This is a genomic window from Novosphingobium jiangmenense, assembly GCF_015694345.1.
Lineage (GTDB): Bacteria > Pseudomonadota > Alphaproteobacteria > Sphingomonadales > Sphingomonadaceae > Novosphingobium > Novosphingobium jiangmenense.
Map to the genome: position 1 here is coordinate 87,039 of NZ_JADQDC010000005.1, position 22,247 is coordinate 109,285.

26 protein-coding genes are annotated in these 22,247 nt (G+C 66.1%); 9 read left to right on the plus strand and 17 right to left on the minus strand.

Translation table 11 applies throughout. The features are described 5' to 3' along the window. Nucleotides 1–46: 46 nt before the first annotated feature. Together I2488_RS09070 and I2488_RS09075 are read right to left on the minus strand one after the other, a co-directional pair. Complete coding sequence (locus I2488_RS09070) at nucleotides 47–685, minus strand: hypothetical protein (protein WP_196275481.1); 639 nt, start codon at nucleotides 683–685, stop codon at nucleotides 47–49. Between the two features lie 473 nt (nucleotides 686–1,158). Further along, entirely contained in the window at nucleotides 1,159–2,595 is a 1,437-nt protein-coding gene (locus I2488_RS09075) for a glycosyl transferase family protein (RefSeq protein ID WP_196275482.1), read from the minus strand. A 93-nt stretch (nucleotides 2,596–2,688) separates the two neighbouring features. Between I2488_RS09075 and nhaA the strand changes: the two genes are divergently transcribed. Both nhaA and I2488_RS09085 read left to right on the plus strand, forming a co-directional pair. Then, entirely contained in the window at nucleotides 2,689–3,861 is a 1,173-nt protein-coding gene (nhaA, locus tag I2488_RS09080; protein WP_196275483.1) for a Na+/H+ antiporter NhaA, read from the plus strand. A 98-nt stretch (nucleotides 3,862–3,959) separates the two neighbouring features. Beyond that, nucleotides 3,960–4,415 carry a Dps family protein gene (locus tag I2488_RS09085; RefSeq protein ID WP_196275484.1) on the plus strand — a complete coding sequence of 152 codons (456 nt, stop codon included), beginning with the start codon at nucleotides 3,960–3,962 and terminating at the stop codon, nucleotides 4,413–4,415. 3 nt (nucleotides 4,416–4,418) lie between these two features. Here I2488_RS09085 and gspN read toward each other — a convergent pair whose 3' ends face one another. From gspN to I2488_RS09130, 9 genes are all read right to left on the minus strand, one after another. Then, nucleotides 4,419–5,129: a type II secretion system protein N gene (gene gspN / locus I2488_RS09090; protein WP_196275485.1), complete on the minus strand. Its 711-nt coding sequence runs from the start codon at nucleotides 5,127–5,129 to the stop codon at nucleotides 4,419–4,421. Beyond that, nucleotides 5,126–5,602: a type II secretion system protein GspM gene (gspM, locus tag I2488_RS09095; protein WP_196275486.1), complete on the minus strand. Its 477-nt coding sequence runs from the start codon at nucleotides 5,600–5,602 to the stop codon at nucleotides 5,126–5,128. Before gspM ends, gspN begins: the two co-directional genes overlap by 4 nt. Then, entirely contained in the window at nucleotides 5,602–6,702 is a 1,101-nt protein-coding gene (gene gspL / locus I2488_RS09100) for a type II secretion system protein GspL (protein ID WP_196275487.1), read from the minus strand. Before gspL ends, gspM begins: the two co-directional genes overlap by 1 nt. Nucleotides 6,703–6,711: 9 nt before the next feature. Then, nucleotides 6,712–7,179 (minus strand): type II secretion system major pseudopilin GspG, encoded by a 468-nt coding sequence (gspG, locus tag I2488_RS09105; RefSeq protein WP_196275667.1) that lies wholly within the window; start codon nucleotides 7,177–7,179, stop codon nucleotides 6,712–6,714. 5 nt (nucleotides 7,180–7,184) lie between these two features. Next, entirely contained in the window at nucleotides 7,185–8,414 is a 1,230-nt protein-coding gene (gene gspF, locus I2488_RS09110) for a type II secretion system inner membrane protein GspF (RefSeq protein WP_196275488.1), read from the minus strand. Next, nucleotides 8,414–9,952 (minus strand): type II secretion system ATPase GspE, encoded by a 1,539-nt coding sequence (gene gspE, locus I2488_RS09115; protein ID WP_196275489.1) that lies wholly within the window; start codon nucleotides 9,950–9,952, stop codon nucleotides 8,414–8,416. The genes gspF and gspE overlap by 1 nt, the downstream gene beginning before the upstream one ends. Nucleotides 9,953–9,955: 3 nt before the next feature. After that, the gene (gene gspD / locus I2488_RS09120) at nucleotides 9,956–12,202 is read right to left on the minus strand and encodes a type II secretion system secretin GspD (RefSeq protein WP_196275490.1); all 2,247 of its coding nucleotides are present in this window, start codon (nucleotides 12,200–12,202) and stop codon (nucleotides 9,956–9,958) included. Next, the gene (locus tag I2488_RS09125; RefSeq protein WP_196275491.1) at nucleotides 12,199–12,972 is read right to left on the minus strand and encodes a type II secretion system protein N; all 774 of its coding nucleotides are present in this window, start codon (nucleotides 12,970–12,972) and stop codon (nucleotides 12,199–12,201) included. The genes gspD and I2488_RS09125 overlap by 4 nt, the downstream gene beginning before the upstream one ends. A 163-nt stretch (nucleotides 12,973–13,135) precedes the next feature. Next, nucleotides 13,136–13,555, minus strand: coding sequence for a DUF983 domain-containing protein (locus I2488_RS09130; RefSeq protein WP_196275492.1), 420 nt, complete (start codon nucleotides 13,553–13,555; stop codon nucleotides 13,136–13,138). A 60-nt stretch (nucleotides 13,556–13,615) separates the two neighbouring features. Between I2488_RS09130 and I2488_RS09135 the strand changes: the two genes are divergently transcribed. The 4 genes from I2488_RS09135 to I2488_RS09150 all read left to right on the plus strand — a co-directional run bounded on the left by I2488_RS09135 (nucleotide 13,616) and on the right by I2488_RS09150 (nucleotide 16,222). After that, nucleotides 13,616–14,272 (plus strand): ferritin-like domain-containing protein, encoded by a 657-nt coding sequence (locus I2488_RS09135; protein WP_196275493.1) that lies wholly within the window; start codon nucleotides 13,616–13,618, stop codon nucleotides 14,270–14,272. 44 nt (nucleotides 14,273–14,316) lie between these two features. After that, a complete protein-coding gene (locus tag I2488_RS09140; protein WP_196275494.1) occupies nucleotides 14,317–14,928 on the plus strand; it encodes a lysophospholipid acyltransferase family protein in 612 nt (203 codons plus the stop codon). Beyond that, complete coding sequence (locus tag I2488_RS09145; protein ID WP_196275495.1) at nucleotides 14,921–15,730, plus strand: DUF1295 domain-containing protein; 810 nt, start codon at nucleotides 14,921–14,923, stop codon at nucleotides 15,728–15,730. Before I2488_RS09140 ends, I2488_RS09145 begins: the two co-directional genes overlap by 8 nt. 81 nt (nucleotides 15,731–15,811) lie before the next feature. Continuing rightward, nucleotides 15,812–16,222: a DUF2306 domain-containing protein gene (locus I2488_RS09150; RefSeq protein WP_246465581.1), complete on the plus strand. Its 411-nt coding sequence runs from the start codon at nucleotides 15,812–15,814 to the stop codon at nucleotides 16,220–16,222. Nucleotides 16,223–16,228: 6 nt separating this feature from the next. Here I2488_RS09150 and I2488_RS09155 read toward each other — a convergent pair whose 3' ends face one another. Continuing rightward, nucleotides 16,229–17,977 carry a bifunctional metallophosphatase/5'-nucleotidase gene (locus I2488_RS09155; protein ID WP_196275497.1) on the minus strand — a complete coding sequence of 583 codons (1,749 nt, stop codon included), beginning with the start codon at nucleotides 17,975–17,977 and terminating at the stop codon, nucleotides 16,229–16,231. A 214-nt stretch (nucleotides 17,978–18,191) separates the two neighbouring features. Here I2488_RS09155 and I2488_RS09160 point away from each other — a divergent pair, with 214 nt between their 5' ends. After that, nucleotides 18,192–18,797 (plus strand): TetR/AcrR family transcriptional regulator, encoded by a 606-nt coding sequence (locus tag I2488_RS09160; protein WP_196275498.1) that lies wholly within the window; start codon nucleotides 18,192–18,194, stop codon nucleotides 18,795–18,797. Between the two features lie 3 nt (nucleotides 18,798–18,800). Here the strand turns inward: I2488_RS09160 and I2488_RS09165 are convergent, their stop codons facing one another. Next, nucleotides 18,801–19,259 (minus strand): thermonuclease family protein, encoded by a 459-nt coding sequence (locus I2488_RS09165; protein WP_214652302.1) that lies wholly within the window; start codon nucleotides 19,257–19,259, stop codon nucleotides 18,801–18,803. A 138-nt stretch (nucleotides 19,260–19,397) separates the two neighbouring features. Between I2488_RS09165 and I2488_RS09170 the strand changes: the two genes are divergently transcribed. Next, nucleotides 19,398–19,568: a hypothetical protein gene (locus I2488_RS09170; RefSeq protein WP_196275499.1), complete on the plus strand. Its 171-nt coding sequence runs from the start codon at nucleotides 19,398–19,400 to the stop codon at nucleotides 19,566–19,568. 6 nt (nucleotides 19,569–19,574) lie between these two features. On the opposite strand, the gene I2488_RS09175 is transcribed toward I2488_RS09170, so the two are convergent. Then, complete coding sequence (locus I2488_RS09175) at nucleotides 19,575–19,922, minus strand: DMT family protein (RefSeq protein ID WP_196275500.1); 348 nt, start codon at nucleotides 19,920–19,922, stop codon at nucleotides 19,575–19,577. A gap of 95 nt (nucleotides 19,923–20,017) precedes the next feature. Between I2488_RS09175 and I2488_RS09180 the strand changes: the two genes are divergently transcribed. Continuing rightward, nucleotides 20,018–20,356 carry a hypothetical protein gene (locus I2488_RS09180; RefSeq protein ID WP_196275501.1) on the plus strand — a complete coding sequence of 113 codons (339 nt, stop codon included), beginning with the start codon at nucleotides 20,018–20,020 and terminating at the stop codon, nucleotides 20,354–20,356. A 2-nt stretch (nucleotides 20,357–20,358) separates the two neighbouring features. Here I2488_RS09180 and I2488_RS09185 read toward each other — a convergent pair whose 3' ends face one another. From I2488_RS09185 to I2488_RS09195, 3 genes are all read right to left on the minus strand, one after another. After that, nucleotides 20,359–20,691 (minus strand): hypothetical protein, encoded by a 333-nt coding sequence (locus I2488_RS09185; protein ID WP_196275502.1) that lies wholly within the window; start codon nucleotides 20,689–20,691, stop codon nucleotides 20,359–20,361. Between the two features lie 48 nt (nucleotides 20,692–20,739). Beyond that, complete coding sequence (locus I2488_RS09190; protein ID WP_196275503.1) at nucleotides 20,740–21,612, minus strand: 3-hydroxyacyl-CoA dehydrogenase NAD-binding domain-containing protein; 873 nt, start codon at nucleotides 21,610–21,612, stop codon at nucleotides 20,740–20,742. 71 nt (nucleotides 21,613–21,683) lie between these two features. Continuing rightward, nucleotides 21,684–22,244 (minus strand): cob(I)yrinic acid a,c-diamide adenosyltransferase, encoded by a 561-nt coding sequence (locus I2488_RS09195; RefSeq protein WP_196275504.1) that lies wholly within the window; start codon nucleotides 22,242–22,244, stop codon nucleotides 21,684–21,686. Nucleotides 22,245–22,247 lie beyond the last annotated feature (3 nt).

Sequence of the window (22,247 nt, forward strand, 5' to 3'; positions counted from 1 at the left end):
CGTGCCAGCAACCCCGAGGGAGCCATTTGCCGCCAAAAAATGTGGCTCAGAAGGCCGAGCTGACGGTTATCGTCGGGCCGCTGCCCGGTCGTGCGTTGCCGGTCACCCGGAAGCGCCAGTCGAGCGCGACGCGGGTGGGACCGATCAGCTTGCCTCCCTCCAGCCGGAACGCGACGCGAGGGCCGAGATCAAGCCGCACAGCCCCTTTCTGGCCGCCCGACCACATACCTACGCCGGCGCGCAGATCGCCATTGCGCGAGACGATCCCGCGCACGGGGTGATCCAGCAGGGCCTGTGCATCGAAGAACGGGGTCGCGCCTCGCCCGCCGGCGTAGCCTGCCTGCCCATAGGTCTCCAGACGGAAACCTCGCGGCAGTCGCTTCCACGGAATTTCGGTGACGATCGTGGCCACGGGACGGACCTGCATGGACGAGCGGCTGGTATCCTGCAGACGCGCCTCCACCAACGCGCGCACCGGCAGGCGACGGATCGGGCGCAGGCCCAGGCCCAGCGCGACTTCTTTGTCCTTGCCCGGCGCGTTGATCGCGAGCGAGGTGCGCAAGTAGGCGTATGAGTCCGGCGCCTCGCCCTTGCCGAAGCGATAGCGGACGATCGCTCCGGCCTGGCTCGCGCCATAGGAGGCGGCGCCCGGCGCTTGCGCGGCAGAGCCGCTGCCTGCCCGCATCAGCAGCCAGTTCTCCCCGCTCCACCGCGGATCGTCCTTCTCGACAAGAGGTTCGTAGAATTCCTGAGGTTCGGGTGGCCTCGCCTTTGCCGGTGGAGGCCTTGCGGGCGACCCTGACAGCGAAAATGCTGCCGATCCCGGCGATCCACCGGTTAGCAGTAACGGAATGGTCGGTGGAGACGCGTAAGGCGATAGCTCCGGAGGGCTTCGTGGCCCTTGCGCCAAGATGGCAAAGGCAGGTCGATGGGCGCTGCGGCCGCGGCGGCTCGCGGGCGAGCTTGCCAGTGGAGCAGCCGCATCGTGCGCCATCGGTGCAGGCAGTGGGAAAGTGGTCGGCGCTGCCCGCAGCAAGGAGGCCGGGATGCGATAGGCCTGCCCCTCCCACGTCCAGGATCGAACGCCGATCCAGGCAACGAGCATGAGTGCCAGCGCCATGAGCGGCTGCCCCCGCCGGGTTGCGACATTCCCTGGCATCACGCTGCAGCCGGAAGGGGCTGGTGACGCTCGTTGGCGGCCTCGCTCCGGGCCGGGCTGGCGGCCTGGCAGACGTGGACGTGATGGACAGTGTGCTCCCAGCGCAACCGCCCGCCTGCCAGGACGCGGATGTAGGCAGCAATCGCTCGCCGCGCCGCAAGCACGGCAATGACGTTGCCAACAGGAAAGCGCAGGATCGCGCGCACGGCCTCGATCGCACCGTATTCGCGGCCGGTGAACCACGCGCGCATGATCAGCCGCCAGACAAGGCTTGCCAGATTGAACGCGAGGACCGCCCTCAGCAGCGGCCCATCGTCCACCGGCTGTGCAAAACCAGTTGCCTTTGCCAGCAGGACCAGCGGCCAGAGCAAGACAAGCAGGTAGGCAGCGGCAAGGACCAGCGCCACCAGCGGCCCGCGGCGATCGCGCAGGCGCATCCACACATCGCCGGGCGCGCACTTCCAGCCGAGCCGGTCCCAGCCCTGAAAGGCGATACCGTGGACCCAGCGCGTCTTCTGGCGGACCGAGGCGACCAGGTTGGACGGGAAGAATTCACGAGTGGCAACCAGAGCGCCGGCGCTGTCCCGCACCCGCAGGAAGACCGAGCGACCGCCGGTCTGATGAACCAGCAGACCGCACTCGTAATCCTCGGTGAGGCATTCTGCCGCGAAAGGTTCGGCGCTGGATCGGGCGGCGAGGATGCGATCGATCGCGCCGCGCGAGAACGCGCAGCCGACGCCGGCCGAGGGCAAAGCCGCGCCGATGTGATGGCGCACGACCATGTCGCGCGCATGCGCCTCGGCAAACTCGTCGCAGTAATGGCCGGCGATCCAGCGCGACGACGCCTGCGGTTCCGGGCGGACCGGCAGTTGCACGAAGTCCGCCGTGTCGAGCGCGCGATCCATCAGGGTCAACGCGGCGGGGTGGACCATGTCCTCGGCATCGTGAAGGATGAGCGCACGCACCCGGACCGCGCTGCGCCGTTCGTCCTCGCAGATCGCGCGGTAGATGCGGTTGAGGCAATCGGCCTTGGTCGTCGGCCCGTCACGGTCGTGGACGACCACGCGCAGGCGAGGGTCGGGCGCCAGAGAAGACAGGACTGCAATGGTCGCCAGATCGTTGCGATAGCAGCCGACATAGATGCGCAAGTTCCGCTGCGGCCAGCTTTGCAGAGCGTGGCGCACCATGGGGCCGATAACCCGCGATTCCAGCCAGGCCGGCACGAGCACCACCGCGAGCCCTTCGAGTTCCGCGGTGCAGGGATGCGAAAGGCGCGGCGTCCAGGCCCGACCTGACAGGCGAAGGCGCAACCAGGCAAGGTCCACCGCCAGCTCATCGAGCGCAAAGATTGCGAACCAGATCGCGGCGAACAGCAGCAATTCGTGTTCGGCGACCGCCAGCCACTGCAGCGCGGGATAGGTCGGCCATGACGACAAGGCAGTGCCCCTGTTTGACGTGCCAGACCCCCGTCGGCACAAGGGGATGCTATGCCCAAGGGCCAAGCTTCGTGAACAATGGATGATTCGAGAATGGCAGGAAATTCAGGCTTCAAGCGGATCCTGCATCACTTGACGCGCAACGAGGCGGCACCGGGAATCGTCCTGATGATCTGCGCGGCGATTGCGCTGGTCCTCGCAAACTCCCCCCTCGCCGAGACGTGGCATGGGCTGATTCACGATCCGCTGACGTGGACTCCAATCGCCAAGCTCAACAGCCTGCACATGTGGATCAACGACGCGCTGATGGCGGTCTTTTTCTTCGTCGTCGGACTCGAGATCAAGCGCGAGGTCCTGGATGGCGCTCTCTCCAGCCCGAGCCGCCGACGCCTGCCGGTGATCGCGGCTTTTGCCGGGATGGCCGTGCCAGCACTGATTTACATCGCGGTTGCTGGCGGAGAACCTGCACTGCATCGCGGCTGGGCCATCCCCTCGGCTACCGACATTGCCTTTGCCATCGGCGTGCTGGCGCTGGCTGGGAAGGGCCTGCCATCGTCGCTGCGCCTGTTCCTGCTGACCGTGGCGATCGTCGACGATCTCGGCGCGGTGCTGGTCATCGCGTTTTTCTACACCAGTGGCCTCGACCTTGCGTGGCTGGGGATTGCAGCGGCGATACTGGTCGCGTTGGTCGTGCTCAATCGCGCGAAGGTGAGCGCACTGCTGCCCTACATTGTCGGAGCGGTGGCACTATGGTTCGCGGTGCTGCATTCGGGCATTCATGCCACCATCGCCGGCGTTCTGGCAGCGCTGACCGTGCCGCTGGCGCTCAACAAGCAGCATGACAGCCCGCTGCTACGGCTTGAGCACGCGCTGGTCGCGCCCAACGGTTTCCTGATCGTGCCACTGTTCGGCCTTGCCAATGCCGGCGTGCATCTCGGCTTGCCGGAGGGCGGATCGATCACCCTGCCGCTGGCGATCGGCCTTGGCCTCGTGCTGGGCAAGCAGGTCGGCATCCTCGGCAGCATTCTCGGGGCCGAGAAGCTCGGAATTGCCCGCCGTCCCGAAGGTGCCAGCCTGCGCCAGCTCTGGGGCTTGGCACTGCTTTGCGGGATCGGCTTCACGATGAGCCTGTTCATTGCAGGACTGGCGTTCCCGCAGAGCCCGCTGCTCGTCGAGGAAGCGAAGCTGGGTATTCTCGGAGGGTCACTGGTATCCGCGCTGGCCGGGCTGCTGCTCTTGCGGGGCCGCAGAACGCCAGCATTATGATCGTATAAATCGATCAAACTCGCCGCATTATTGCATGAAACCTTTCAAACGATCTGGCGTATAAGGGCCTCAACAACCCGGACACGAAAGGGAATGTCATGCCCGGCGACAATGCGAAGAAGGCCCTGATCGACAGCCTGAACGGCCTGCTGGCCGACTATTTCACGCTCTACCTCAAGACCAAGAACTATCACTGGCACGTGGCCGGGCCGCAGTTCCGCGACCTGCACCTGATGTTCGACGAGCAGGCCGCCGAGCTGTTCGCCCTGACTGACATCATCGCCGAACGCGTGCGCAAGAACGGCGGCGACACTCTGACCGGGATCGGCGCGATCGCCGGCAAGGCTTCGATCAAGGATGACGACCGTGCGAAGGTCGACGCCATGGAAATGGTCAAGGCGCTGCGCGACGACAACGTGGCGCTGGTCAAGGCGATCCGTGCGGTCAAGGCAGCCGCCACCGAAGCAGGCGACAACGCCACCGAAGGCATGGCGGACGACTGGACCGACCAGGCGGAACAGCGCGCATGGTTCCTCACCCAGACGCTTGCCTGAACCTCAGAAGGTTCCGCCCGTCCCGATGCCGACGCCGCCGGGACGGGCGTCGAACCCTGACGACTTCAGCGCATCTGCCGTTTCCTGTGGCAGCCCGGTCAAGGTCAGGTCCGCCTGCCAGCGACCGTCGCCACCAAGCTTGAGGATGAGCCGCTCCATGCCTTGCGGCCCGCGCATCGGCACGACCAGCGCGCCCTTCTCGCAACGTGCCTGTCCGGACAAGGTGATCGCATCGGGCAGTAGCGGACCGAGCGAGGCGAGCGTCAGGTTGAGCGTCCCTTGCGCCTTGATGCACTGACCGCCATCCATCACGACGGAAAGGTCGCCGAAGCCGATCGAGGTGACGGGCAAGCCCCCAAGACCATCAGGAAGGACCACCGAGCCGTTGGCCTCGGCAATGCGCGATGGCGCGACCTTTGCCGAAAAGCCCTCTCGCGAAAGGGCGAATTGCGGGCGTCCGATCAGCAGGGGCAAGGGTTCCAGTCCGGCCTCGACCGTCCCGAGTGGCAAAGGTCCAGCGTTGAGATCGGCGATGCGCCCGCTCCAGACGCTGCCTTCGACACTGCGCGCAGTGACCGTCCCGGGCATCGCCAGCGCGAGAACGAGCCGCAGCGGCAGCAACGCGATCAGTCCCAGCGCAAACAGCGCGGCGAGCGCGAGCCAGCCACGGCGGCCCATCGCAGCCCCGCGAACGAAGATCCAGCGGCCGATCACGCTCCGCCCCTGCGCAGGGTGACGTTGACCGAAACGGTGCCGTCGGGCGCAGGCGTCAGCGTCACCTGTTCCACCGCAAGGCCTTGTTCGCCAAGGCCATCGAGCCAGGCAAGCACAGCTGAGGGCCGCGCCGTGGGGATGACCAGCACCGCCATGTCGGACCCGCGCCGCTGGTTGGACTGGACGACGAAACCGGCTTCCTGCGCACTGGCTCCGGCCACTTGCTCGACGGGTCCGGCGAGGCTGGCGGAGCGTGGCGCAGGCGCGCGCTTGAGCGCTTCCAATCCGGCGACGATGCGCCCCGCCCGTTCGGTTGCTTCGCGATGGCGCGTGGCCGCGGCGTCGAGCGCCTGGCCCAGCGGCAGCACCACGCCATAGACCAGGAGCACAACTGCGCCGAGCGCGCCGGCGATGCTCACCAGCACGCGCTCGCGTTGCGTCAGGCCGTTGTACCATGTGCTGAGCCGCTGCATCATGGAGTCCTCACGGTGATGGCGGCGACCGTGGCGCCGGTAGGGTCAGGCGCCAGCGCAGGGGGGACGGTGACCTTCCAGCCATTGTCCTGTAGCGCGATCAACACGGCATTGATGTCCTCGGCGCGGGGCGCGGCGGCGGTGAAGCGCAAGGTGCCATCAGCGCCATAGCCCAGATCGCGCAGCTTGACTGCGGGGACCGGGCGCATGGCATCGAGCAGTGCGGCGGTGGGTGCGGCAAAGCTCGCCCCGCCTTCGCCGCGCCTGGCGAGTTCAGCGGTGAGGAGGCGTTCGGCGGTGTCGAGATCGGTTGCAGCGGGGAAGCGCTTCTGTGCCAGTTCGAGCACGCGGGCCTCCTGCGCGTTGCTGTCGAGGTCAAGCTTCACGATCCACACCAGCATCAGCAGCAGGCCGAGCAGTGCGGCGACAGCAGCCATGCGGGCAAGGCCGAGCCAGTTGGCGGTGCGGAACACCGAAACGCGGCGCGGTGCGTAGATGCCCTGGCGCAGGTTGAGCGGCGGCGCGGCGTGGACCTGCGCCAGCCGTTCGGCAAGGGCATCGTCATCAAGCGCGGTCTGGTCCAATCCTTCGCCCAAGGCATCGACCAGTGCTTCCTCTGCGGCGAAGGCAGCGTCCGGGGTGCGGGCGAGCAACTGTCCGCCAAGCGCACCCAGAACCAGCGCGCTCTCCTGCCGGGGCAGGACGAGGGCAGCCGGAACCATCGCCTGAGGATCGGCTCCCGCTTGTGCCAGCGCGGCCAGCCAGCGGTCCATGTCTGCGGCGGCAACCCGGCTGGACAGCAGCCGCCCATTGGCGGCGCCGACGGCGATGTGGCGCTCTGCCGCAAGACCGCCCTGCGCGAGGGCGAGCCGTTCCGCCGCCAGCGCCTGCGCAACGGGCATCGCGGGCAGGGGCTTGTCGGCAACAGGAGCGTGCGCTGCGGGCACGAGGACTGTGAGCGAGCCGTGCTCGGGCAGTTCTGCTGCAAACTCCTCTGCCCCCACGCCCTGATCGCCGACGCGGCGGAAACGCCAGGGATCGCCCGGCGCAGGCGGCAGGATCACGATCAGTCCGTCAGCAGGGGCAGGCGCGCTTGCCATTGCGTCGTTTCAGTTCTTTCCGGCGTAGATGTCGGCGTTGAGATCGCTGCCGCCGGGTTGCCCATCGGCGCCCAGCGAGAATATCTCGAACGGGCGGCCATCGCGGCCCGGCACCTGATACTGGTAGGGGTGACCCCAGGGATCGGTGGGAATGTCCTTCACATAGCCGCCGGAACGGTAGTTCTGGGGTTGGCCGAGATTGGCGGGCGGGTTCTTCAGCACACCCAGCCCTTCGGCGAGGCCGGGGTAGCTTGCCATGTCGAGGCGGTACATCTCCATGCCCTGTTCGAGAGTGGCAATATCGCTGCGCGCCTTGACCACCATCGCCTTGTCCTGGCTCGGCAGCACGTTGATCAGCACCACGGTGGCGAGCAGGCCGATGATGAAGATCACGACCATCAGTTCGACAAGGCTGAAGCCGTTGCGGCGGCGTTCCTCTTCGGTTTCGGAGGTCTGGTTCGGCATGGCTTCGGTCATGGTCATCACAGTCCGGTGAGGTTCTGGAGCTGCAGGATCGGCAGCAGGATGGCGAGGATGATCAGCGCGACCATGGTACCCATCACCACGATGATCGCGGGTTCGAGCAGGGCCATGGCAGCGGCGGTGAAGGCCTCGAACTCGCGCTCGAGATAGTCGGCGGCGCGTTCGAGCATGGTCCCGAGCTGGCCCGCCGCCTCGCCGCTGGCGGCAAGATAGACCAGCAATGGCGGGAAAGTGCCCGCTTCACGCAAGGCCGTGGAGAGCGAACCGCCGGCGCGGACCTTCTCGCTGATCTGCGCGAGCGATTGCGCTTGGACAGCGTTCGAGACCGTGCGGGTGGCCAGGCGCAGGCCGTCGACCAGCGGCAGCCTCGCCTCGATCATCGTGGAGAGCGTGCGGGCAAGGCTGGCGGCATGGACATCGCGGATAAGCTTGCCGACGAAGGGCAGCCGCAGCAGCGCGGCATCGAAGCGCAGCTTGAAGGCGGGATTGCGCAAGGAGCGGACGAAGCCGACCACTGCCAGCGCGAACAGCGCCAGCAGCGCCCACCACCATGTGCTGAGAAACTGCGAGATGCCGATGACCACGCGCGTCAGCATAGGCAACTGGCGGCTGGCATTGTCGAACTGTTCGACCACGCGCGGGACGACCGAGATCATCAGGCCGGTCACCACCGCAATCGCGACGACCGACAGCACGATCGGATAGGCCAGCGCGGCGACGATCTTGCCCCGCACTTGCGCCTGCCGCTCGAGCATGTCGGCAAGGCGGTCGGCAATGGCGGGGAGGCTGCCAGAGTTCTCGCCCGCAGCGATCATCGCGCGGTAGATCGGCGGGAAGCTCGGCTCCTCGCGGCGCATCGCCTCGGCCAGGGGCAGGCCCTCGACGATGCCGGCGTGGACGTTCGAGAGAATGGCCTGCGCCTTGGGCTTCTCGGTCTGCCGCGCGATAGTGCGCAGCGTTTCCTCGAGCGGGCTGACGACCATCAGCGAAGAAAGCTGGCGGGTGAACAGGGCGAGTTGCTTGGCGGACAGCTTGGTGGCGAAGAGCGCAAGGCCGGTTGTGCCACTTGCCGCGCGCCGCGCCGAAGCGGCGGCATCGGCATTGAGCGCGACCACGAACCATTCACGCGCCGCGAGCTTGTCGCGCGCCGCCGCCTCCGTGGCAGCCTCGATCGCGCCGCGGCGCTCGGCCCCCTTCGGGTCGATCACGTGATAGGCAAAGCGCGCCATCAGCCGTCCCGCCGCATGATGCGCGCCGCTTCCTCAGGGCTGGTGATGCCGTCCTTGACCATGCGGCGGACGGCCTTGGCCAGCGTCGGCGAGTCCGCGAAGGCGTGGCGGGTGATCGCCGCTTCATCCGCGTTGTCGTGGATCATCTGGCGGATGGCATCGTCCACCCGCAATGCCTCGAACACGCCGACGCGGCCCTGATAGCCGGTCTGCCCGCATTCGCCGCAGCCCTTCGCGGAATGGACCGTGCGCCCGGCCTTCATACCCAGCACGTCGGCCATGCCCGGATCAAGCGCGCGCTCCTCGCGGCAATGCGGGCAGAGCCGGCGGACGAGGCGCTGGGCGATGACCGCGCGCAAGGTGGAGGCGAGCAGGAACGGCTCCACGCCCATGTCGCGCATGCGGGTGACGGCGCCCGCAGCATCGTTGGTGTGGACCGTGGAGAGCACGAGGTGGCCGGTGAGCGAGGCTTGCACGGCAATGTCGGCGGTCTCGCGGTCGCGGATTTCGCCGACCATCACGACATCGGGGTCCTGCCGGAGGATCGCGCGCAGGCCCGCGGCAAAGGTCAGGCCGACCTTGGAATTGACCTGAGTCTGGCCAACGCCATCCACAGCATATTCCACAGGGTCTTCCACAGTCAGGATGTTGCGCTGGCCATCGTTCAGCCCACGCAGGGCGGCGTAGAGCGTGGTGGTCTTGCCCGAACCGGTCGGGCCGGTGACGAGCACGATGCCGTTCGGTTCGGCCAGCGCACGGCGCAGCGTGTCCTCGGCCTTGGCATCGAGGCCGAGGTGGGCGAGATCAAGCCCCGCGTTGTTCTTGTCGAGCAGGCGCATCACCACGCGTTCCCCTGCGCGGTTGGGCAAGGTGGAGACGCGCACGTCGACCAGCTTGCCGCCAAGGCTCAGGGAAATACGCCCGTCCTGCGGTACGCGGCGTTCGGCGATGTCGAGCCGCGCCATGACCTTGATGCGGCTGACCAGCACCGGGGCGACATGCGGCGGCATGCGCAACTTCTCGGTCAGCACGCCATCGACGCGCATGCGCACGACCAGCGCGGTCTCGTACGGTTCGATGTGGATGTCCGAGACGCCCTGCCGCAGGCTTTCGGCGATCAGGCCATTGATCAGGCGGATGGCAGGCGCATCGTCGGCACTGTCGAGCAGGTCCTCGGCGGTGGGCAGGCCGAGCGCGAGAGGATCGAGACTGTCGCCCGCGATGCCCATGTCGCCCGCCACGGCGGCAGCGGCCCCGTCCATCGCATAGGCATCAGCGAGCAGCTTCTCGAAGTCTGCCGAGGACACCCGGCGCAGGCTGAGCGGCAGGCCGAATGTGCTGCGGATCTCCAGCAGCGACAGCGCATTGCCCCCTTCGCGCAGGGCAACCGCGACGTGATCATCACGCAAACCCTCGACCAGCGCGCCATTGTCGCGGGCAAAGGAATAGGGCACCGATGGCACGAGCCCAGGCGCCACGACCGTCACCGCATCGACCAGCGGCTCTTCGATCCCGTCGATGGCCTCCACGCCGTCCATGCCTCAGTTCTGCACGCTGCTCGGCGGCAGTTCGGTCTGCTCGATCGGCGCGGGAGCAGCACGCGGGCGGATCAGCGTATCGCCCGGAGCCACGACTGCCACTTGCGCAGAGGGCGCGGCCGGGAGCGTCGCGCCCATGTAGTCGACGATCAGTTCGTCGATGGTCGGCTCCTGCTTGGCATTGAACTGCACCTGCGCTTCGCGAATCACGCCATAGCGGCGCGCGGCCAGCGCCTGCCGGTCCGCCGCATTGCGCATGATCGTCGGGCGGATGAAGACCATCAGATTGGTCTTGACCCGGCTGCGCGCGCGCGACCTGAACGCCTCTCCCAGCAGCGGGATGTCCCCAAGGATCGGAACCTTTTGCAGCGTGCGCTGCTCGTTGTCGTCAAGCAGCCCGCCCAGCGCGACGATCTCGCGGTCCCCCACGGTCACCGTCGTCCTGATCTCGCGCTTGTTGATGATCAGTTCAGGCGAGCTGCGCGACACCGTCCCTGCAACAGAACTGACCTCCTGCCGCAGGTCCAGCCGCACCGTGTTCCCGGCATTGATCTGCGGCGTAACGTCCAGCTCGATGCCGACGTTCTGGCGCTGGATCGTGCGGAAGCGGTCGTTGAAATTGCCCTGCGACAGCGCCTCGCCGGTCGAGACAGGCACTTCCTGACCGAACAGGATCGAGGCGGGCACGTTGTTGTTGGTGGTGATATGCGGAGTCGAAAGGATGTTCGAGTTCTTGTCGGTCTGCACCGCGTTGATCAGCGCGCCGAGGTAGGTATCCTTCGACAGTTCGGTGAGGAACCCGGTGTAGGCGCCGCTGGCCGAGAGCACCTTGTTCGCCGCGTTCTCGCGCAGCAGGTCGCCTGCCGTGCTGTTGGTCGTGGTGGTGACCGTCGCGCCGTTCACCACGGTCGTCGTCTGATTCAGGTTGTCGGCCAGCAGACCGCCCGCAATGTCGATGATATTGGGCGAGGAATTGGAGAAGTTGGTCACGGCAAAGGGCTTGTCCTTGCCGCCGAACAGCAGCTGGACGCCCAGCTCCTTGGCCACGTTGTTCGAAATCTCGACGATGATCGCCTCAACCAGCACCTGCTCCTGCGGCACGTCGAGCTGGCGGATCACCTCGCCGATGCGGCGCTGGTCGTCGGCTGGTGCGGCAATGATGATCGCGTTGGCGCCGGGATAGCGGGTGATCGTGGCCGTCCCGCGCCCGTTGGCGAGCTTGATCGGCCCGGTGCCTAGCCCGCCCGAGGTAGCGCCGATCGGGCTAGTCGCGGTGCCGCCGGTTGCAGCGGCAGGCCCGGTCGACCCTTGCGTTCCTGCAGTCGAGGTCTGGTTGGCACCCACGCCGCCCAGCGAAACCGGCGCGGCACTGGCCGAAGCCACCTCGCCCCCGCCTTGCCCGCCAAGCAGCCGTTCGAGCACCGGTACGAGCGCCGCCGAATCCGCATAGTCCAGCCACACGACCTTGATCTCGCCCCCGGTCGCCGCCTTGGCATCGAGTTGCCGCGCCATCGCCGCAAGCTTGGCCAGCGTCGCCGGTTCGCCGCGCATCAGCACGGCGTTGGAGCTGTCCACCGCCACCACCGTCGCCAGCGAACGTGCGCCCTCGCCGCCTGCCGGAACCAACTGGCTCAGCGCCGTTGCAATCTCGCGCGCACCGGCATGCTCGAGGATCACCGTCTGCGTCGCGGCATTGTCGCGGTCGATGTCCGACAGCAGCGCACGGATGCGGCGCATGTTGTCGGCATAGTCGACCACCACCAGCGAATTGCCGGCCTTGTTGGCAGTAATCGCGCCTTCCTTGCTGATCAGCGGGCGTAGAGTCTCGACAGCTTGAGCGGCATCGATCGCGCGCAGGCGGATGACCTCGGTGACCATCTGGCTCTGCGCCGCGCCCCGGCTGCCGATGCGCGACGGGTTAGACGCGGCGCCATCGGCGGGCTGGATGCGGAACGCGCCGTTGCCGGTCGGCACCGCGACAAGCCCGTTCGCGCGCAGGGTGGAGAGGAATACCTCGAAGTATTCCGAACGGCTGAGGGGGCGGTCGGAGACGACGCTGATCTTCGCCTGCACGCGGCTGTCGACGATGAAAGTCCGCCCTGTCACCTCGGCGGCATCGGCCACGAAGGCGCGGATGTCGGCCTCGCGCACGTTGAGCGTGTATTGCGCCAGCGCGGCCTGCGGCACGGCGAGAGCCAGCGCTGCCGCGCCGAGGAGCATCTTGGGAGACAGGAGCTTGCGCAGGGTCATGGAGCCATTGTTATTGCAAGAGGAAGCTGGCGGTCGCCGCGACGGACGGTAACCGCTACTGAAGTGCCGGCACGGATCGTGCCGGAAAGCGCCGCGGCATCCGCAGCGCTGGTGATCGGCTTGCCGTCAACAGCGGTGATCACGTCCCCCGGCTGGAAGCCCGCTGCACGGAAGGCCGAGCCATCGCCCGAGGACAGGACTTCGACGCCGACAATCTTGCCTCCCTCGGCGCGCGGGCCGAAGTTCACTCCGCTGCGCATCGCCGCAATGCTGACGCCACTGCCGGGCGCGGCAGGGACGGCAACGGGATTTGCCGCCACGACGCCCTGCGCACTGGGCGCGGCACCCGACTGGTCGAGATAGAGCAATTCCTTCGCGCCGTTGCGGGACAGGGCGACATGGTCGAACGCAACCTCGGCCAGGGTAATCCCCGGCTGCACTTCGGCACCTACGCGATAGACCTGCTGCAGGCCGTCGGCCCCGGCGATGATGGCCGTGCCCCCGCCCCCGGCTGTCGCGCGCGTGGCAAAGAGCGTGAGGGCAAGCGAGGTCACCGCGCCGGAATCGGTGGCCTGAACCGATGCAGGCGGCGTGCGGCTGAAGGGATCCACCGACGCAAACAGCGCGGCCCGTGCCGTGGGTGACATCATGCGCACCCCGCGTGGCGTCCAGTTGCCGAGCGGCGAAACCGGGGTGACAAGCGCCCAGAGAAGCGCAGCGCCAAGCCCGGCAATCAGCGCGGCCAGCATCCACCAAAGAACATCATGCAACGAGGGGCTGCCCGGACGAAATCCGGCAATCACCAGCCTCCTCTGCCCGAATCCCACCGATCGTTCCCCTTCCGCATCAGCAGGAATAACGGCAAGCTCGCGATTCACAAACGCTTCCCGTCACTTGGGCGTTCGCGCGGCATTGCTGGCTCGGGGCAATCGGCTATTCGGAGTCGCGCTCGCGCGCGTTGAGCTTGTTCCACAAGCTTTCCGTCCCCGCCTCGATCGCGCCGTTCACATATTGCGAGGCGACCAGCCAGCCCTTGAACGGGCGCAGCGTGGCAAGGCAGCCGATGCCCAGGATCGGCACCGAGGTCAGCACGTGAACCCACCAGGGCGGCGCATAGGCGACTTCGAGCCAGACCGCGAAGAAGGTCAGCGGAAAAGCGGTAATGCACAGCGCGAAGAAGGCGGGGCCATCATCGGCATTGGCGAACTGGTAATCGAGGCCGCACTCCGGACAGGTCTTCTGCAGCTTGAGCCACCCCCGGAACATCGGCCCTTTGCCGCATTTGGGACACAGCCCCTTCCAGCCGCAGCGCAGGATCCAGTCGAACTTGGGGTTCTTTGTGAATATGGCCATGATTGCCCTCTAGGCTTTGGGGGCTGGAACGCAAGCGTCTGACAGGCGTATGGTGCTCTCGTGGCAGATCCTTACACCCGCTTCCGTGCGCGCTTCCTCGATGTGCTGGGGTCGATCTACCTCTACAACGAGCATCGCGGCTACACCTCGCTCGACCGCGTGCTCGATGCGGTGCGGGTGCGGTGTCCGGACAATCCCGGCTTCATCGCCGCGATCGAGAAGCACCGGGCCGACGAGCGCAAGCATTACGTGATGTTCAAGCGCTGGTTCGAACTGCGCGGGACGATGCCGCTCGCGGTTGATTCCACCTGTGGCCACATCGACCGCTTCATTCAGAAGGTGTTCGGCTGCACGATCGACGATCTCGATACGCAAGGCGTGATCGCCAGCCCGGAAGCATTCGAGAAACTGTGCCGGGTAATCATGCTGACCGAGCAGCGCGGGATGCGGCAGGTGGAAATCCTGCTCGAAAACAGCCACGTCCGCTCCGACAAGGCAATGAAGCGCATCTTCGAGGTGGTCGAGAAGGACGAGCCGGACCACTGGATGCCCTATGCCGCATGGCTCGATGCGCAGGGTCGCGAGAAGGCCAGGTGGCGCGAGCGCTGGGCCGATTACTGGATTCACAAGTCGCTGATGCTGGTGAAGTTGCCCAGTCTGTTCCTGCGCCGCTCGACCCCGCGCATGGCCGCGTGGCCCGATGCAGGCGAGCGTTAGACAGCTTCCGGTTCCCACGCTAATCTCCTGAGGGGGAGAAGAGGATGGACGGGGCAATCGAGGATCGCAGGCCCAGCCTGCTATCGCGGATCGTGCGCAAGGCGCTGGTGTGGTTTTACCGCAGCCGGGGGTGGAAAGCCGTGGGCACGCCGCCGGAGAACGGTCGCTGCGTGATCATTGCCGCGCCGCACACTTCGAACTGGGACTTCCTCTACTTCATCGGGCTGACCGAGGACCTTGGCCTCAAGCCGCACTTCATGGCCAAGGACAGCCTGTTCCGCTGGCCGCTGGGCGGCTTCATGCGCGACATGGGCGGCGTGTCGATCGACCGCTCGGCGCGCAAGAACGTGGTCGATGCCATGGTTGCCGAATTCGCCCGGCGCGACCGTTTCATGCTGACCATCGCGCCCGAAGGCACGCGCAGCGCGGTCGGCCAGTGGCGCAGCGGGTTCTATCACATCGCGCTGAAAGCCAAGGTGCCGATGATTGTCGGCATGATGGACTATGGCACCAAGACCGGCGGTCTCGGCCCGGCCATCTGGCCATCTGGCGATTATGAAGCCGACATGCGCAAGATCTTCGAAGTCTACCGCAAGGTCACGCCGAAGCACCCCGGCCGCGGGCTGACCGAACCGCCGGAGAATCTCGATGCCTGAAACACTGCCGCTGGCCCTGCTGATCAACGTAGCGATCCTCGTGGTCGGCATGGGCCTGCTGTGGCGCGCGGCAGTGAAGATCGGGGATGTCAGCTTCATCGACGCGGTGTGGGGCGGCGGCATGGGCGTGCTGGCGCTGGCCTCGTGGCTGCATGTGCAGGGAGGCCCCGGCGCGCGGGCGAGCCTGATCGCAGGCATGGCGGTGATCTGGGCGACGCGGCTGGCGTGGCACCTCTACACCCGCTGGCAGGGCCACGGCGAAGACCCGCGTTATGCGAAGATGCTGGGCAAGGCCAAGGCGCAGGGCAAGTTTGCGTCGGCCGCGCTGAAGTTCGTGTTCGCTCCACAGGCGCTGCTGCTGTTCATCACCTGCCTGCCCGCGCAACTCGGCGTGCTCGCCAGCGGAGCGCCGGCGCCGATCGGCCCGCTGGCCATGGCCGGAGCCGCGCTGTGGCTGCTCGGCATCACGTTCGAGGCGGTGGGCGATGCCCAACTGAAGGCCTTCCGCGCCGATCCCGCGAACAAGGGCAAGGTCCTGCAGACCGGCCTGTGGCGCTACACCCGCCACCCCAACTACTTCGGCGACGCTTGCGTCTGGTGGGGCATCTGGCTCGCCGCCGCCGAAGCGGGTCTGTGGGTGGCGTTGGCGAGTCTGATCGGGCCGGTGTTTCTGACGTTCACGCTGACCAAGTGGTCGGGCAAGCCGCTGCTCGAGAAGGGAATTGCAGATCGCCGCCCAGGCTATAAGCAATACGTCGAGCGGACGTCGGGCTTCATCCCGTGGCCGCCGAAGCGGGGGTAAATCTTGGCGACAGCATCGATTGCCGGTCCGGACCGGTTTGAAAGATTCCTCGGCGCAGGAGCGCTGGTCATGCTTGCGGCTATGAGTGCTGCGATTTTGCGCGGCATGCCTGACTGGGGGCGCATCCCGCTGGTGGTCTGGGTGCATCTTGCCACGATCGCCACCGCGCTCGGTCTCACACCCGTCATCCTCTGGCAGCGGCGCGGCACACCGGGTCATCGCAAGCTCGGCTATGTCTGGGTCGCTGCCATGACGCTTACTGCCGTAGACAGCCTGTTCATCCGCCTGACCAATCGCGGCAGCTTCAGCCTGATTCACATCCTCTCGGTCTGGACCTTGATACAGGTGCCGATCATCGTTCTTGCGGCAAGACGGCACGATGTGAATCGCCACCGCAGCGCTGTGCGCGGCATGGTTTTCGGAGCCCTTCTGATCGCCGGATTCTTCACATTTCCGTTCGATCGGTTGCTTGGGCACTGGCTGTTCGGCTGAGAGCCCTCAGCCGACCACCCCAGCCCGCACCTCCTGCGGCACAGTCCGCACCGGCACTGCCTTGATCCAGCTTTCCAGCGCATCGATGTCAGTCGGGCCCGTCACCGTGTCCGGCTTGCCGACAAAGCCTGAGAACCCATCGCCGCCAAGGCCGAGGAAGCCGTTCACCGTCACGCGGTAGGTCCTCGCCATGTCCAGCGGCTTGCCATCCAGCGTGATCGAAACGATGCGATCCCCCGCAGGCCGCGCCGGGTCATAACGGAACTCGAAGCCGGTTGAAGGAGCCAGCGCCTGCTTCGGCCCGGTATCGTCCAGCCCCTCTTCCAGCACCGCCTTGATCTGCGCGCCGGTCATGCTTTCGGTGACCACGTTGTTGCCGAAGGGCTGGCACAGGTAGATGTCGCCGAAGGTCAGCGTGCCGTCGTCGCCCGGGACCAGCGGGGCGCGGATGCCGAAGGGGTTCATGAAGGCGATCTGCGCGCCCTTGTCCCGCGTCGCGCCAAGCTGCGCATCGGCGATGAGATTGCCGAGAGGCCCACCCGCCCCGCCTTCCGCGCCCTCGTTCTTGGGCGCTGCACGGTCGATCTTGCCGATCGGGCGCTGAGTGTATTCCTTCGATGCCTCGACGTACTTGGCGACATATGCGGCAATGTCTGCGCGAGGCTGGAACACCGGGAAAAGCGGCGTAGTGCCGATATCCCCACGCGTGCCCTTGTACGGCACCGACTGCACGATCACGTTCTCGGCCTTCTTCGAGACCACACGCCCCGCCACCGGATCGATGGTCAGCGTGATGTCGGTAACCAGCTCGCCATAGACGCCCGCGCTGGTCAGCAGGAACGGCTTTGCGGGATTGAGCTTGCTGTAATCGCAGACATAGGACCAGTGCGTGTGGCCCGAAACGACGACGTCCACGCGCGTGTCCAGCCGGTCGAGGATCGGGCGGATGTCACCGGCAAAATCGCTGCACCCTTGCGGATCGGGATCGCCCTTGGTGCGCCCGCCTTCGTGGATCAGCACGACGATGGCGTCCGCCCCCTGCTCTTTCAGCTTCGGCACAGCGGCGTTGATCGTGTCGGCCTCGTCCTCAAAGGTCAGGCCTTGGATGCCGGTGGGATTGACCAGATTGGGCGTGCCTTTCAGCGTCAGCCCGATCACTCCCACCGTCACGGCGCGCCTGCCGCTACCGAAGGTCTTCAGCCCCGCCGCCGGAAACAGCGTCGAGCCGTCGGCGCGCCTGGTGCTGGCGGCGAGGTACTTGAATGTGGCCCCGGTAAACTTCTCCAGCGCGCAAGGCTCCTTCGCCGTGAACTTCTCACAGCCGCCGTTCTGCTTGCGCAGCAGTTCCTGCTGGCCATTGTCGAATTCGTGGTTGCCCACCGCGTTGAAGTCCACGCCGATGCGGTTCATTACGCCGATCGCCGGTTCGTCGAGATAGAGCGAGGACGCCAGCTGCGAGGCCGAGATCATGTCTCCGGCCGAAACCGTCATCGACAGCGGATGCTTCGCCCGGATCGCATCGATTGCCGATGCCAGCCACGCCGCGCCACCGGCCGGAACCGGCGTAATGCCTCCCTTGCCATCGCTGACGTTCACCGCCTGACGCGGCGGTTCGAGGCTGCCGTGGAAATCGTTGATCCCGACGATCCCGATTTCCACCGGACCGCTCCCCTGGCTCCCCGCCATCGGCGCTGCACAAGCACCGAGAACTCCGGACAGGGCGAGAGGCAGGAGAAAGCGAGCGCGCAAAAGCATCGGGAGAGCGACCTTATCGTAACGGGTGCAACCGGTTGCCCGTGCCCTAGCCGATCGGTGTTGCGCTTTGAAGGCCGTTTGGTCGCGACCTCCAAAATGAGTCTTCGTATGCGCGGCCATTGTCTGCCCGCCCTGCCCTCCCTACAATGCGATGGAGAGGCAGGACTCAGGACGCGCGGGAACCATGGCTCAATCCGGAACAGAGCGGGAAGTTATGCGGGCCCGGCTTGTCGAACTTGCGCAAGGCATGGTCGAGGAGCGCGGCGGTGCCGGGCTCAACCTTGCCGAACTCGCCGCCCGCGCCGGGATCAGCCAGCCGCACCTCTCCCGCTATTTCGAAACGCGCGAGGACCTGATGGAGGCGATTGCCGACCACTGGTTCAAGCCGATGGTCGACATCATGGAAGATGTGCTGGCGAGCGACCTGCCGCCGCGCCGCAAGATGTACGAGTTCTTCGCCCGGCGCTTCCTCGTCATGAAGAAGAAGTGGGAAGCCGATCCGGCCAAGCTCGAGACCTATATCGAAGTCGGCAGCGACTATTTCGAGCAGGTGCGCAGCTATATCGACCTTGCCGACCACTACCTTGGCGAGATCATTGGCGAGGGCATGAGCGACGGACATTTCGCCGGGCTCGAAGTCGATGAAACGATCAGTCTCGTCAACCAGATGTGCGCGCCCTACTGCGCGTTGCAGACCATGACGATGTTCATGCCCCGCCTGACCGAGGACAAGCTGGCGCGCATCGTCGATGCCCTGTTCGATGGCCTGTCTGCACAGGATCGCGGCGCAAGGGCCGTAACCGGGCTGCGCGCGGCCTGAGGTTCAGGCGACGTTGCACCAGTTGCCGCGTCGGCCTTTCCAGCGCTCGGCCAGGCCTTCTGCTTCCAGAATGGCGCCAAGGCTCTGCCCCTTGCGCGTGACCACCCGCAACGCACGGCCGTAGCGGTCCGTCTCCCGTCCCTGCACTTCAAGCACAAAGGGCCCCGCATTCAGCAGTTCGACCAGACGCCGGGTCGCACGCCAGCCTAGCGCTTCCTCTGCGGCGCACGAAGGTTTCGAGATTTCCGGCGTATTGATGTCGGCGATGCGGATCTTGGTGCCCTCCAGCCAGAAGGTGTCGCCGTCCACCACGCAGGTAACCCGCGGACCGGTGGCGCAAATCCCGAACTGCGGCACACGGGGCACGGGGTCCGCAACATTGCCGGACGCGGCGGAAGCCGCCAGCGCCACAGAGGCGAAGGCAGCGGCGATAATGATCCTGATGCTGGGCATGATCGCCATCTGGCCCCGCCGCCCGGCTCACGCGCCTCCGTATCTCCCCGCTCCGCAATCGGACTCAGCGTTCGCGCTCAGGATGCAAACGCAGGAGAATCGCTCAGTGGTAACCACTTGAAAACCGTGTCGTGCGATGGTCACCTCATGTTCGGACCACGCCTCACGAGTGTCTTTGCCAGCCGCTGGAAAGCGTTGTGGTGGGCAGGTTCGATCCTGCTGCTGACGTGGTCGCTGGTGCCCGCAGCCGAGGACCGGGACCCGCACCAGCCGGAAAAGCCCGCGCACGTCGATCCTTGGGCCAAGGACGCGAAGTAGCGGCTGCTACTTTCCGGAGAACAGGAACGCCACCGCCGCCATTATGCAGGCAAAGGCGGCGAAGTGCCGCCAGTGCAGCGGCTCCTTCAGGAACACCACCATGAACACGCCGAAAACGATCAGCGCGATTGCTTCCTGCGTGATCTTGAGCTGACCGGCGCTCCATCCGTTGAGCGCGCCGATGCGGTTTGCGGGCACGGCCAGGCAGTATTCGAGCAGGGCAATGCCCCAGCTGATGAATATGACCAGCAGCAGCGGCCGTTGCGCCACGGCAGCAGGCCCGCCCTGAATATGCCAGTACCACGCAATCGTCATGAACAGGTTGGACAGGACAAGCAGGACGATTGTGGTCATCGCAAAGTGATCCGAATGGCAGGCAAACTGGGAAAGTTGGGCGAATCTTAACGCTTCTTACGCAGTAATGCGCAGGCTTTCGCCGGAGATAATCGATGTCCGATGCCAGATCGACCAGTCGCTATGCCGCGCTTCTGCTGGGCGGAAGCGTGCTTGTCGTCGGCACGCTAGTCGCATCGGGCATGCATGCTGCGAAGTCATCCGCAGCTGCTCAGGCGACCGATGCCCCAGCCGCTGCCTCTGCCGATCAGGCAGAATTTCAAGCGTGGGCAAGCGCCAACGACGAAGCCGACGGGAAACTGATCGGCGAAATCCAGCGCAACGGGAAGACCATCGAACTACGCCAGCTTCCCGAAGGCGCGCAGGTCGATCAGGACAACCCCGACCTCGCACCCGACGAGGCCATGACCGACCAGAACGAACCTTCGCGCTGAGATCATTCCGCGCCGCGGGGGGTATCGTCGTCCTCGGGCACGCCGTCGCCATAGATGCCGGCTTCGTCGTCATCGTTGCGTTCGCCGCGATAGGCGCGCATGTCGACCCGGCCCGAGCTGACCATCTGCTTCATGTGATCGACAAGATCCGGCATGTCGGCATCGTCCAGGCCGGAACCACCGACCTTGTCGCCAAGGTCCTGCTCGCCCAGAACGCTGGTCGCGCGCGCCAGGGCTTCGTCCGCAACGGTCTGCGCCTGCGCGTCGCCGTCTTCCTGCTCGGTGTTGACGGCTTCGGGGGCCCCTTGGCTCTCTGGGGTCTTGTCTTCGATCATGGCGTAGCTCCTTTGCCGGAGACTACGCCCTGATCGTGCAGCCGTTCCTCAGCGCGTCGGAACCGGCACGTCGCCCGAGTAGTCGTAGAAGCCGCGCCCGCTCTTGCGACCCAGCCAACCGGCCTCGACGTACTTCTGCAGCAGCGGCGCGGGGCGGTACTTCGGGTCGCCGGTCGAGGCGAGGTAGATCTTCATGATCTCGAGCAGGGTGTCGAGGCCGATGAAGTCCGCCAGTTCCAGCGGCCCCATCGGATGGTTGAGCCCGAGCTTCACACCCTTGTCGATATCGACGATCGAACCCGTACCGCTGCCCAGAACGAACGCGGCTTCGTTGATGAACGGCACGAAGATGCGGTTGACGATGAAGCCCGGCTCGTCCTGCGACAGCACGATTTCCTTGCCGATATTGGCCACGTAATCGCGCACCGCCTCGATCGTCGAGACCGAGGTGGCCAGGCCGGGAATGACCTCGACCAGCTTCATCAGCGGGACGGGGTTGAAGAAGTGGATGCCGATGAAGCGCTCGGGGTCCGGCGAGGACACGGCCATGCGGGTGATCGGGATCGACGACGTGTTTGAGGCCATGATGGCGTGGGGGGCGAGGTGCTTGCCCGCGGATTCGAAGATCTTGTGCTTGATGTCCTCGCGCTCGGTCGCCGCCTCGATCACCAGATCGGCCTCGGCCAGCGCGGCATGATCGGAGAAGGTGTGCAGGTTGGCAACCGTCGATGCGGCAAGCGCGGCATCGACCTTGCCCTTCTCGACCAGCTTGGAAAGACCCTTGGCGATCTTGTCCTTCGCCTTTTCGGCCAGTTCGACCGAGACGTCGCCGAGCAGGACCTTCAGGCCCGCCTGCGCCGATACCTGGGCAATGCCCGAGCCCATCTGGCCCGCGCCGATCACTGCAACCGTCTTGATCATGTGGATGTCCCGCTCCGATTAATGTGCGGGAATGGCGGTTAGCGAGCGGGCGCTCCCAAGTCCACCTGCTCCTAGCGCGAGGCGCCGGGAACCCAGAGCGGATCGCTTCCCGCATTCGTCGCCCGGGCGAGCACGAACAGATAGTCCGAAAGCCGGTTAAGATAGGCCAGCGCCTGCGGGTTCACCGGCTCGGCATCGGCCAGCGCCACCGCGCTGCGCTCGGCCCGGCGCACCGTGGCGCGGGCGACGTGGATGCGCGCTGCAGCTTCCGAGCCGCCCGGCAGGATGAAGCTGGTAAGCGGCGGCAGGTCTTCGTTCAGCGCATCGATCGCCGTTTCGAGCCACTCGACCTGTCTGGCCACAACGCGCAGGACCATCTCGGAAGGCGTGAAGTCCTCGCCCGGCGTGGCAAGATCCGCGCCCAGATCGAACAGGTCGTTCTGGATGCGCTGCAGGTTGCGCGCCGTGGTTTCCGACGCGGCAACGGCGGCAAGCCCGATCAGGCTGTTGGCCTCGTCCACCTCGCCGATTGCCTGCATGCGGGCATCGTGCTTGGCGCGGCGCGAGCCGTCGACAAGGCCGGTCGTGCCGTCATCGCCGGTGCGCGTGTAGATCTTGTTGAGCTTGACCATGCC